The following is a 12,676-nucleotide window of genomic DNA, read 5'->3' on the forward strand; positions in this document are numbered from 1 at the left end:
CGCGCTGATGAAGGTACTCCCTATGGTTACTGACATGGAACTTATTGCCGGCATTCAGGCTGACTGTGAGGAAAGTTATGAAGCGTTGTATAATAAGTATGCCAGCCAATTATATGTTTTCACCGCCCATAAATTGCACTCCAGGGAAATAGCAGAGGAACTGGTGCAGGATGTTTTTATTAAATTATGGGAGAAGCGTGCACAGCTTGATATTCAGACGAGTGTAACCGGTTATTTATTTAAAATGATGCGGAATGAAATACTACAATATTTCCGTTCTTTTAAAGATAATGAAGTATTTATAGAAGAGATGGCAGGATTTGATCTGAATACAAAATCACGTACCGATGATAGTATTCATTTCAAAGAGATGGAAATAAGCCTGAAGGCTATCATAAACGCGCTACCTCAAAAGTGTCGCGAAATATTTATCATGAGCCGTGACCAGGAGTTAACGGTGAAACAAATTGCAGGAAAACTGGACCTCTCTGATCAAACCGTGAAGAACCATATTACCAAGGCATTGGCCACACTTCGGAAGGAATTGAAACAAATAACCTATCTTTTCCTTACTGCTTTATTGCTGATAGTGATTTACAGCTACTCCCAATATTAAATCTCAGATTTATTTTATCTCCCACTAGTACCCCGGACAAAAAATTGCATCTTATATTCTAGCTGCGTAACATATCGTGCTACTTTATATGGATCAGGACCACCAGCATCGGATCAAACAATTACTTAAACAATATTTTGATGGTATTGATCATCCGGAAGCAGCAACGCATTTTGAGGAGTGGTACCGGCAGTTGTCATTGGATGAATCACTGGATCTTTCACAGGAAGAACTGGATCTGGCATTGGGCCGGATGGCCGAAAATATTCGTGTAAAAAAACAACCGCGTATGCGGATACTGAACAGGCGTATGCTGATTAATGTGTCTGCTGTAGCGGCTTCTGTGCTGTTGTTGGTAAGTTGTTTGTTGTCATTCAAACAAGGCACTTCTTTTTATAACCTATTCCACCCCATTAAAGAAATACAGCTGGCCACACTTGCAGGCCAATCTAAAACGCTTACACTGCCCGATGGAAGTATTATACACCTCAACGAAAATGCGGCTGTTACCTACACCAACAGATATGATCATGACGGGAAAAGAGAAATATTTTTATGGGGAGAAGCATTTTTTGAAGTGACAAAAAATCCGCAACATCCGTTTATTGTTATTGCCGGAAAAGCGAATATCACTGTACTGGGTACCAGTTTTAATGTGTCCGGTAACCAGGTGGATTCCACGGTGGTGGTGGCTGTGAGAGATGGCCGCGTGGCATTGCAGGACAGCCGGCATGCAGATAATGCAGCCATGGTACTCTCGGAAGGAGAAGCCGGCATATTAAGTAAGGAAGGTGCGCTGACACACTATACTTCTTCCAATGTAGCTAACTACCTGAGCTGGATGAATGGTCAGTTGACATTTAACCGGGCTGCACTGAAAGAGGTAGCGCTTGAACTGGAGCAAATATACCACGTTCCGATACGCCTGCAGGATACATCATTGGAAAAGATCCATTTAACCTTACAGTATCGCAGGACTGATCTGCCTGCGGTACTGGATTTGATTTGTAATTCACTTAACCTGGAACACACTACGCGCAATGGTGTTGTCTGGATTTCTAACATCCGTTAATAGTTAGTATAACTAACAATTTTATATTCTTTTTTCTGAAATAAATGTTATGAATTTAAAATTTACTAAAAGGTATTTTTTATTTTGGGGATTCCTATGCCTGGTATGCTCGTTATGGCTGCCACAGTTTGCAATAGCGCAAAGTAATAAGGTTATTACCATCAGGTCCACTGCCATTACCATCAGGGAAGCATTGCTGGTAATTGTAAACCAGGGCGGATTAGGAGTGGCCTATGATGCAGATCTGATACCTGAAAACACCATTGCCATTACGCTGGAACATGTGACAATAGAACAGGCCTTGGAAAAGGTATTAAATGGTACCAGGCTGAAAGCATTTGTTAGCGCAGATCATACGTTGACGATTAAAAAAAATACACTCCCCCCGGCCATGGGCGTCATAGAAGGAAACATCTACGACGCCGGAAATAAAGAAGTTTTGCCGGGTGCAGCCGTGATCATTAACGGTAAAGCATACACGACAAACGGAAGTGGACATTATCTGGGACATCTGCCTCCCGGCACTTATAATCTGGAGGTCCGCTATATTGGTTATCTCACAAAAAAAATATCCGGTATTGTCGTAAAAGAATCTATCTCTGCAACGCTGAATATTGGCCTGCAATCATCTTCCACCGCATTGAGAGAAGTAAAGGTAGAAGCAAGAAGGAGAGTAGCCAATGAAATTGCGATGCTGAATGAACGTAGAAATGCAGCAGTTGTTTCAGACGGTATTTCTGCACAGAATATTGAAAAAACGGCCAGCCTGAATACCACACAGGCATTGCAAAGGGTGACAGGTGTTACGATCACAGATGATAAATATGTAGCCATCCGTGGTTTAGGAGATCGTAGTGTAATTGCTGAATTAAATGGTGCCCGGCTTTCGTCTGCTAACCCGGAACGGAGTGCGGTACCGCTTGACCTGGTACCGGCGGCATTGCTGGATAATATTACAGTATACAAAACATTGAGCCCTGATCGTCCTGCGGATGCTTCTGCCGGTATTATTGAACTCAAAACGAAATCTATTCCGGAAAAACTCATCATGGAGTTTACCGCGCAGGTAGGATACAATTCAAATGTAGGGCTGGGAGGAAAGTATAACAGCTTTTATAACAGTGATCCGGGATTTTTCGGACAGAAAGTAAAAGAACATAATCTTTCAAAAGATTTCATCAACCTGGGAAATCAATACCCCGGCGGTTTGGTGCAGATACAGGATATGTTTATACAGAGCCGTAAAAGCCCTGCTGCTGCAGCGGAGGCTATGCACGTGAGTAACATCATGCAGGGATTTGATCCGGTACTCACCACTTCCTATCAGAAAGCAGATCCTAACCAGGTGTATACTGTGTCATTCGGCAACACTTACCGGTTTAAACATGACCGTGCTTTAGGAGTAGTAGTGAACGCAAATTATTACCAGCGTACAGAAGATATTTATAATGCGCAACGCAACCAGTATAGCCTCTTTCAGGGCGTAGTTACGGGTTCACCGGCAATCTTTGCACCACTGCATGTGCCCAATTTTATTACACCGGATTATCCGCGCCTGGGTAAATACCTGAGCTATACAGAGAATACCGGAAAAAAGACGCTGAACTACGGAGGGTTAATTGGCGTTACTTATCGCTTTAATGCACGTAATGAAATACAAGCCCAGTTCCTCGGCACCAGGGGCGCAGAAGTGGAAGCCAGTAACCTCACCGGCTCCTGGCAAAATACCGGATTGGTATTTCCTGTGTACAATGTTATCAATCAGCTGCGGCAATCCTATCGTACGTTTGATACTTATAATGTTCAGGGAGAACATCAGTTGTTTAATACTACCTGGTCGCCTAAATTAAGTTACAACCTGAGCTCTTCCAAAAGTTCCCAGAATGATCCGGATTTCCGCTCCAGTGATCTCGCTAACCTGCGCACAGTGCGCTATGCAGACCCCAACGGCGTTGGGATAGGTAGCGATACCTATGCATTTGTAACAGGACTGGTACACGGCGTAAGCGGCAATGATGCCAGTATCATTATTGCTGATCCCAACGGGCGGCAGTTCCGTAAACTGGAAGAAAATAATTACAACGCGAAAGTTGACCTGGTACAGTATTTCCGTATCGGAAAACAGCAACAGCAATTGAAGTTTGGTGGTAACTATCTGAAACGGGATCGCAGCTTTACAGAGAACATTCTCGGGATACCAGGTACTACTTTAGGTGGCGGCAATATCCAGGTAATGAACCAGGTAGGAGGTGATATCAATAAAGTGGTGTCTCCTGCTTATATCGGCCTGCAAAATCCATCAAGCTACGATGAAGAAGGACAGCCCCGCGTAGGTGGTTTCCTGTACCAGATCCGTAAGGCGCCTAATAATTACAACGGCTCCTATGAAACAAGGGCCTTTTATGGTATGCTGGATACGAAGCTGACCAGCACTCTGCGCTTTATTGGTGGGGTACGTTTTGAATCTACTGACATCAGCGCACATGTGGATACCGCTAACGTATACACGCCGTTAAACCTCAATGCATCTTCTGGTTTAAAAGGTAAGGTCAGTTACAACACCAACAGACCCGATACCCGCTATGTGGCCGACTATAAGCCTTATTATTCTTTTAACCTGGTGTATTCCCGCTTCAAAAATATGAACCTGCGCCTGGCCTACAGTACTTCGCTGGCCAGACCTGAATTACGGGAGCTGACTAATATCTACGAGTTTGATCCCTTCCAGTTTGCGGTGATTGGCGGTAATCCTGATCTGAAGAATCAGCTGACCCGGAGCATGGATTTTCGCTGGGAATGGTTTACTGCCCCCGGTGAAATTTTAGCCGCATCTGTGTTTACCAAATCGATAGAACATCCTTTGCAGCGTGTATTCATTTATAAGTCGCAGGGTAACCAGTCCACCGCCCCTGAATTCCCACTGATCATCTACCAGAATGATCCTAACAAAGGGCAGGTACATGGCATAGAACTGGAAGTACGCCGGGATCTGGGTAAACTCTGGCAACCATTGCAGCATTTATTTTTCGGTACCAATATTTTGATGGATGTAAGTACGATAGATAAAAATCCGGAACGCCTGGATGCCTCCCGTATCAATGATCGCCGCTCACCGGCTACCAGCCCGGTGTTTGAACAGGCACCCTATTCTATCAACACTTATATAGATTATGATAACAGCCGTACCGGCACTATTGTTACTGCTAGTTTTAATATGGTTGGAGCAAGACTGATACAGGTACAACTGGATGGTACACCGGATTTGTATGATCGGCCGGCTCCCATACTGGACCTGGTTTTCAGCCAGCATTTAGGTAAACGTTTTCTGCTCAAAGGCTTTGCAAAAAATATACTTGATCCTGCATTTAAGCAGGTGTACACGAATCCCGGTAATAATGGAAAATACCATGGTACCACATATATCTATCGCCAGTACAATAAAGGAAGTGAATTTTCATTGGGCCTCACTTATAAATTATTCTAGTACCATGACAAAAATAAAAACGATAACGGTACTGCTGTTACTCCTTTCAGGAATGTTATTGAACAGTTGTGTGAAAGATAAAGTTGATAACAGGATACCCTTGCTGGATGTGTCCAATAAGTCGGCATCTGCTATCCGCCTGTTCAATTTCTCCGGTACCAGTCTGGATGTTACGGTTAATAATATCCCACTTACGGCCTATTCTTCGGGGAATACCGGAAGCGCAGGGCAAAGTACACAAGTAGGATTATCTGTTTTCCCTACCGGCACATGGCCGAATGCAGATAATGGCAGTCCTTTTACAGTGCCCAACAGCTTACTGGATAAAAGCGGAAAGATTCACCTGCTGCTGCAACAACGGGCGTCTGATGTTAATTTTCCTTTTTCATTGGACACGATCATTGCCAATGATGTGTTACATCCGCTGGATTATTATGTACAGGCAGATGGTACTATCAGGGTGCTGAACAGGGATAATGTGCCGGCCAGCAACGGACAAAATTTTAAAGTACGTATCATCAATCTTGGAAGAGCAAGGGATGTGTTGGGACTAAATGGTCCGGTATCTTTAACTTATTCAGACGGGAGTAAAGTAAATGATCTGCTCAACAATATTGCGCAGGGAAGTATTTCGCCTTATGTAGAAATGCCTTATGGTGCTTACCAGTTTAAGCTTTTTGTTTCCGGAGGGATGAGTATTGATCCCACCAAACAATTGGCAGAATTGCCGCAGCTTCCTAATCAGAATCCCTGTGCTGCCGGTGTGTTATCACAGGAAGGTATTATTAGCCGGGTACGCACATTTAAACCAGGCGGCGTATACAGCATTGTGATCACACCTAATTTTTTTGAATATTTCTCCTGCGACAAGGCATCCAGATACGGCAGCATTGTTAATTCTTACCGCGTGATTACAGAAGTAGATCCCGGTGTAAACTACACCTATGCACGCATGCAGGCAGTGAATGCATTGCCTGGCAAACAGGTAACGGTACAGGTAGATGGACAACCAGCAGGCGGTGTACTGGATTATATAGGTAATACTGCGCAGGATATGGCACAACATCCTGCATATACTATTTACATCCAGGGTCATCACACGGTACAGGCAACAGATGCACAGGGAACAGTGCTGGCAACGGCTGATATCAATCTGTATCCTTATGATAACTACACCATCTGGGTATACGAAAAACCAGATGGAAAAACAGACCTGCTTTTTGAATCAAACGATATGACAGGAAGCCTGTACAGACCTAACAGTCCTAACAGCCCGGTGCCTGATGATGGTACCGATGGTACTATCCGCAGAACCAGGGATAATTATGCAGTGCAGACACGCTTTCTCAACCTGAGTCCTGATCTGCCCTATGCCACTTTTACCAATGACCAGCAATTTTTCCTGCCGGTATCGAACAATGGTTCGGATACTATCCGCTATCCCAGCGCATATATTGCACAGGCTACCGGAAGGATGCCGGAACGGAATCCTGCTATCATCTACTCACTGGGGCCATACCAGGAATTCTCTACACTTGGCGGACAACATTCAGATGGAGGGATCCTGCCCCGCCTGATCCGGGTGTTTAAGTCGGAACCCGGCAACCTGCCGGAGATACCGGGTACTTTGCTGAGCGGCATTGCCCCGCTGGATGCCACTAAAGCCTATATCAGCAATGCGGCGTTATATACACCCGGTAAACTGCCGTTGGGTGAAAATGGCGTGTATACAGTGGCGTTAGTTGGAAAAACATTTGGTAGCAGTGAGCCTGGTGCACATGCACGACTCGTGTTGATTAAACATAACAAGTAAGCCTATATGAAAAAATATATTATCCTGCATTTCCTGTGCCTGCTGACTATTGCCATGACAAGCTGTAAAAAATATGCAGAAGCTCCTTTGCTCTCTCATCCGGCATACCTGCGGGTATTCAATGACATGGCTTATAGTGTGGATTTTTTGCACAACGGACAGGGCGTGCCTTTCCTGACCTTCATTATGGACCCGCATACAGATGCTGCCGGTGTGGCAGATACAGGAGCCATTGTTGGAGACTTTTTAGGAACAAGGCAACTATTCAGTCTTTCTTATCCTATTAATGAAGCTAATAGCTCCAGTGGGCAGACAACCAACGACGGGCGCGGAGGCGTCGTAAACCTGAATCCGGTGAACTTTGAATATCCGGGTAATGCGCATGTATTAACAGCGCCGGCCATCAATGGTTTTGATCTTTCTGCCTGGGCACAGGTGCCTGCAGGCAAACACCGTATCCTGTTTGTGAACAGGCCGCAGAATAATACTTCTTTTCCAAATCTTTCTGCTACCATTCGCAGTAATGTACTGCTGGATACTACCGTTAATTTTGAAGAAGGAGAGGTGTATACGATGGAAGTAGTGGCGCGCGACCTGGATAATAATAAGTATGGCTTGTATTTGCGCCGGGAAGCCTTTGTTCATCAGTCTTTTGAAGAAAATAAGATCTATGCAGGATTTGTAAATCTTTCCGGTGTGCAGCCCAGGTCTTCACAGTATCATTTCAAGCCTGCTTTTTCAGATAATGTGAGCATCTATTATACTTATAATATTTACGATGATATTGCTTCAGACTTCAAACCCTTAGATCCTTCCTATAATCCGTTGCCGGGTTATAATAACATCTATTATACCACGCTGCAAACAAAAATGGATACTGTTATTCCGTACCTGGCGCTCCCAATGCTGCCCCGTAATTATTTTTTCCGGCAGGATACACTGCGTACCTATTTGGATAAAAGTGTTGTTTTAATAGGGGGAGGAGCTACCAGGTATGGATCCATGCCTCATGTACGTTTTGACCTGGCAGATGCCGCCAATGTAGGGCCAACGTTTCCGTTGATCTGTGCCGGTGATCCCACCATCTTTAATAATTACAATGTGAATACTACCTATATTAAAAAATTTACGCCCAATCTTAACCTGGTGGTGAATACCGGCAATGCCTTACACATTTACAGCACACTGAATATTATGGAAATGGTGTACGACAGAGTATACCTGATGCAGATACAGCGAGGATTCAATGAAGTGCCTAAAAACTAATAACATCATGCAAAAAATTTATATCATCCTGCTGGGGGTATTGCTGCTGCAGGCCTGTATTAAAAAAGACGATGTGTTGCCGCCCGTATCAAAAGATACACGGCCACTTGCTGCTGTATTGCAGAATAATTACACGTACGCTATGTTTTATACTGCCGTAGAGCGTGCCGGATTGGATCAGGTAATTACCGGCGATAGCCTGTATACATTGCTGGTACCGGATAACAGCGTTTTTGCCAGCGCCGGCATTACACCGGATAGTTTACAACATATGGATATAGCAGTGCTGAAAAAACTTATCAGCTATCACATATTACCGGGAGCTGTTACCATGGCTACTGTACCACAAACGATCGATTATCCTTTTAAAAGCATAGCAGGGCCCAATGTTTATTTTTCTGTACCTGTGAAGAATGGTGCCATACCTGCATTGCATATCAATGGTGCTACAGTGAAGAAAGCAGATATTATTGCAGGTAATGGTGTGATACATGCTATTGACCGTGTATTGGAATATCCGGCTGCTACCGTAAAGGAATACCTGGTGCGTACGCCAAGGTTTAGTCTTTATACACAGGCACTGAAACAATTTGGGTTGCTGGAAGGATTGACGGCTCCTGGCCCTTTTGTGGTGCTGGCACCTACCAATAAGGCATTTTTGCAACGTGGCTATGACTCAGCAGCTATTGCAGCCATGGATACCCTGCACTATAAAAAATGGTTGTTTGGTGCAGCCATCATGAAAACCGGTTTTTTCTTTAAAACAGATTTTAAGGACGCGCCACTGCCAAATGATGCACCGGTGTATGTAACCCCGGATTGCTTAATGGTATTCCGGTCTGATAAGATAGGCTTGGCACTTTTTGATTATATCCATATCATCAATAATTATACGCCTCCTTATTACGGTAATCCATTTGTATATGGAGATATGGTTACGCTGGATGACCCCGACCATCCCGCGTTGAATGGTGTAGTGCATGGAACAAATAAACTCCTGGCCTTACCGGATAGCCTGATCATTAAATAACTGCCAATACCGCTGAAAAAATATTTATGAAGACAATATTGCAACGCAAACATGTTATAAGTACCCTGCTGCTGTGTAGTCTGCTGTGTGCGTGGAGTGCCTGTTTGAAGCCATCGGATTCAGATATAATTATCTCACATTCTGCGCCCTTCAAAAATGGCGATATCAATAAAGCATTGGCAGGTGAGCCTTCTCTGAAATTATTCTACCAGGCATATACCCGGTTGGGATTATCTGCATGGATCGATTCTACCAAAGGGTATACCATCTTTGCTCCGGTAGATTCCGCGATGAAAGCTGCCGGGCTGGATGAAAACACCATCAGCAGCCTTTCTATTGACTCCCTGCGTAAACTCATCACCTATCATTTTGTTGCCGGCGCATTGGATGATCTGGCCATGACCAGCAGCGTATTAAGTATCAGAGCATTGTCTTTCCGCCAGGATACTGCTTTTGATCCCTATCGTGGACATACCGTATATACGGCACCGTTATACATCCAGGAGGCCGGTCAGCTTTTTTTAAACGGTTTCCCTGTCAGGAAAAATGCACCAGTGATTCCTGCTTCCAATGGTTTTATTTATCCCATCACCCGGCTATTACCGGCACTGCCTGAGCAGCATTTATATGATGTGATTGCTTCGCAGCCGGACCTGAGTTTATTTAAAGCGGCACTGATACTGGGCGATAGTATCCGCGGGGCTTACCTGCAATCATTGCAGGGTGTTAATGATTCGGCTACCAACGATGTTTATTGGCTTTCTCATCCAAAGTTGACAGCACAAGGTGGGAGCCTGCCTACTATACTGGCTCCTACCAATGCAGCATTTAATAAAGCAGGTTTTTTTACGGTAGATGATATCCGTAAATATGACCTGCGTACGCCCACCGGTTATGATCAGAATGCTCCAAAATTCAATTATCCGCCAATGGATAGCGTCGTGAAAAGACATATGCTGTACAACTATGGATTGTACGGAAATAAGATATTCAATGCCCTCCTATTATACAGCGATATGTTGCATCCGGCTATCAATAATAACATCTATAATATTTACGTGGGAAGGATTACAGGAGACCTGGGGAGCGGTGACACTAATATGAAATGGTTAACAGGATTACAGTTTTCCGGGCAACAGGGTGTTGCCAGTGTAAAGTGGAATTCAATAATTGTCAGCATTCCGCAGGATACTGATCCTGCACATCCGGTGCGCAATTTTGTGGCTACCAATGGTGCATTGTATAAAGTAGACCAGCTTTTTTATCCTAATAATTAAATTTTTTTAAGTAATACCACTGATGATGAAAAAGGGATTTATTACTCATCGCAACTGTATACATGCCATGTTGTTGTTTTGCATAACATGGACGATGCTGAGTTGCAGTAAAGATAAAGATGCACCTGCTCCCACTACAGATCCGGGATATAACAGCCGTATAAAATTTGTGTTGCAGGATAATTTTAATTTCAGCGTAGTCAATGTGTGCCTGATGTATGCTGGTTTACAGGATAGCCTGGCAGCACCCGGCCCGTTTACTTTTTTAGCACCGAATAATAATTCATGGGGAAATCTGGGTGTTGGTATCAACGTTACTGTGAATACATTTCTTTTTATCTCTTCGCAGCGGATGCGGAACATGATGCGGTATCATACGCTGTATGGCAGTTTTTCTTTCAGGGGATTGCCGGTAGGCACAGATACAGCTTACACTACTGTTAGCGGTGGTCATCTGTATGTAAAGAAGTTTGTGAATGTAAAAGACACGGTAGTCACTGTCAATGGTGTAAAAGTGGAAAGCCTGGATAATCCGGCCTCAAATGGTATGGTACAGGGACTCACAGCCGTGCTTAACCCTGAGATATATCCAACCATAGCAGGTTTTGTACACAATGAACCCAATCTTACGATGTTCAGTGCTGCACTGCAACGCAGCGGGTTGGATACTGCGCTGTTATCCGGCAATGATGTGTATACCGTGCTGGCGCCTTCCAATAAGGCTTTTATTAATTCGGCAGGTAAATTTCCTGGCATTGATATCAGCAGCATAGATGCCATTCTCCATGCAGCTCCTGATAAGCTGGCCGCCATTCTGAAATATCATATGATCAAAGGCCGGTTCTACCAGGGAGATCTTTACCGTGTTACTGCTACTGCACCCGGCAAAAGCATGATCATGTTAAACAATGGAAAGGTGGCAGTTAATGGTAACGCCTCCGCTTATAATGCCATCAGTTTTCTGGGCAGGGGAAACCAGGGAAATGCAGCCCGTATCTATACTCCGGCGGAGTATAATCCGGGTTTTGACTATGCCAGTATTACCTGCGGCAACGGCGTATTGTATGAAACAGATGCCGTATTAATTCCTTAACACTGTTTACAATAGCTGTATGAAAAATATTTACTTATATAAAAACGCTGCGCTGTATCATTTGCTGCTTTTATTGTTGCTGCTGACAGCCTGTAAAAAAGAGGAGCATACACTGGTAGTTACGGCTAAATCCACGCTGCTGCAGTATGTCAGCAAAGATCCGCAACTCACACTCTTTAAAGCAGCACTGGAACGGGCAGGTATGCTGAATGATACTACCTTTTCTAACGGTGGCCCCTATACGATATTTGCACCGGTAGATTCGGCTTTTAAAGTAGCCGGTCTTACCCTGGACAGGATCAACGCGTATGATCCCAAAGCACTGGCATTCATCCTGCAATATCATTTCGTATATGGTAACCTGAGCAGCAATAGCCTGATCGGGTTTTACACACAGGTGGCCATTTCCCGGAACCCTGTCTACCGGCCCACCATCACCAAAAACTATTTTGGCATTTTCCTGAATGGTATCCCGCTTACAACCGCGAATATTATTTTGGGAGATGGTATTGTGCATAAGCTGGGCAGGGTAGCCTTTCCGCCCGTCGGTAATATGGAAGACGTTATACAGCAGTCGCCGGACCTGACGCTGTTTACTGCCGCCACTCACCTGTTAGGATATGATACCATTTTTGTGAAAGCTAACCCGCTTCCTGGTTATCATGGCTTATATGTTAGCCTGACTGTACTGGCGCCTAATGATGCCGCTTTTGGGGCATATGGATTTGCTGATGTAAATGCTATTAAACAGGCAGACCCTGTGGTGCTGCGGAGCTTTATCCAGTTTTATTTTAAGCCCGGCACCAGTTTAACCTCTTCTTTTTTAGGCGGTACCATACTGGGTGATGCCTTGTTTGATCTTGTGAACCCCCGGATTTATAAGATACAGGCTGATGGTATTACGTTCACCACTTCCGGAAATGTAGTGCCCCCGCATATTGTTCGCCCTGATGTAATAGCCACCAATGGCGTAGTGCAGGTGGTAGACCAGGTGATCATTCCTTAAAATCATTTTTGCTTACTTT

At 44.3% G+C, this 12,676-nt stretch carries 9 protein-coding genes; all 9 read left to right on the forward strand.

Going from position 1 to position 12,676, the window contains the following annotated elements; genetic code table 11:
- Positions 1-7: 7 nt before the first annotated feature.
- The gene (locus CLV51_RS12600) at positions 8-616 is read left to right on the forward strand and encodes an RNA polymerase sigma factor (RefSeq protein WP_106528382.1); all 609 of its coding nucleotides are present in this window, start codon (positions 8-10) and stop codon (positions 614-616) included.
- Positions 617-704: 88 nt separating this feature from the next.
- Positions 705-1,688: a FecR family protein gene (locus CLV51_RS12605; RefSeq protein WP_106528383.1), complete on the forward strand. Its 984-nt coding sequence runs from the start codon at positions 705-707 to the stop codon at positions 1,686-1,688.
- 49 nt (positions 1,689-1,737) lie between these two features.
- On the forward strand, positions 1,738-5,172 hold the full coding sequence (locus CLV51_RS12610; RefSeq protein WP_106528384.1) for a TonB-dependent receptor: 3,435 nt from the start codon (positions 1,738-1,740) through the stop codon (positions 5,170-5,172).
- A 4-nt stretch (positions 5,173-5,176) separates the two neighbouring features.
- On the forward strand, positions 5,177-6,985 hold the full coding sequence (locus CLV51_RS12615; protein WP_106528385.1) for a hypothetical protein: 1,809 nt from the start codon (positions 5,177-5,179) through the stop codon (positions 6,983-6,985).
- 6 nt (positions 6,986-6,991) lie between these two features.
- The gene (locus CLV51_RS12620) at positions 6,992-8,251 is read left to right on the forward strand and encodes a hypothetical protein (RefSeq protein ID WP_106528386.1); all 1,260 of its coding nucleotides are present in this window, start codon (positions 6,992-6,994) and stop codon (positions 8,249-8,251) included.
- Positions 8,252-8,258: 7 nt separating this feature from the next.
- Complete coding sequence (locus tag CLV51_RS12625; RefSeq protein ID WP_158266988.1) at positions 8,259-9,281, forward strand: fasciclin domain-containing protein; 1,023 nt, start codon at positions 8,259-8,261, stop codon at positions 9,279-9,281.
- Between the two features lie 26 nt (positions 9,282-9,307).
- Positions 9,308-10,558, forward strand: a complete 1,251-nt coding sequence (locus CLV51_RS12630; RefSeq protein WP_106528388.1) for a fasciclin domain-containing protein — start codon at positions 9,308-9,310, stop codon at positions 10,556-10,558.
- Between the two features lie 22 nt (positions 10,559-10,580).
- Complete coding sequence (locus CLV51_RS12635) at positions 10,581-11,651, forward strand: fasciclin domain-containing protein (protein WP_106528389.1); 1,071 nt, start codon at positions 10,581-10,583, stop codon at positions 11,649-11,651.
- A 19-nt stretch (positions 11,652-11,670) separates the two neighbouring features.
- Positions 11,671-12,657 carry a fasciclin domain-containing protein gene (locus tag CLV51_RS12640; protein ID WP_106528390.1) on the forward strand — a complete coding sequence of 329 codons (987 nt, stop codon included), beginning with the start codon at positions 11,671-11,673 and terminating at the stop codon, positions 12,655-12,657.
- The last annotated feature ends 19 nt before the right edge of the window (positions 12,658-12,676 follow it).

The sequence above is a fragment of the Chitinophaga niastensis genome (assembly GCF_003014755.1).
Lineage (GTDB): Bacteria > Bacteroidota > Bacteroidia > Chitinophagales > Chitinophagaceae > Chitinophaga > Chitinophaga niastensis.

Bases quoted from the DNA above. Each gene is read 5' to 3' on its own strand.
- CLV51_RS12600 (WP_106528382.1), top strand. From the start codon at position 8: ATGAAGGTACTCCCTATGGTTACTGACATGGAACTTATTGCCGGCATT.
- CLV51_RS12605 (WP_106528383.1), top strand. From the start codon at position 705: ATGGATCAGGACCACCAGCATCGGATCAAACAATTACTTAAACAATAT.
- CLV51_RS12610 (WP_106528384.1), top strand. From the start codon at position 1,738: ATGAATTTAAAATTTACTAAAAGGTATTTTTTATTTTGGGGATTCCTA.
- CLV51_RS12615 (WP_106528385.1), top strand. From the start codon at position 5,177: ATGACAAAAATAAAAACGATAACGGTACTGCTGTTACTCCTTTCAGGA.
- CLV51_RS12620 (WP_106528386.1), top strand. From the start codon at position 6,992: ATGAAAAAATATATTATCCTGCATTTCCTGTGCCTGCTGACTATTGCC.
- CLV51_RS12625 (WP_158266988.1), top strand. From the start codon at position 8,259: ATGCAAAAAATTTATATCATCCTGCTGGGGGTATTGCTGCTGCAGGCC.
- CLV51_RS12630 (WP_106528388.1), top strand. From the start codon at position 9,308: ATGAAGACAATATTGCAACGCAAACATGTTATAAGTACCCTGCTGCTG.
- CLV51_RS12635 (WP_106528389.1), top strand. From the start codon at position 10,581: ATGATGAAAAAGGGATTTATTACTCATCGCAACTGTATACATGCCATG.
- CLV51_RS12640 (WP_106528390.1), top strand. From the start codon at position 11,671: ATGAAAAATATTTACTTATATAAAAACGCTGCGCTGTATCATTTGCTG.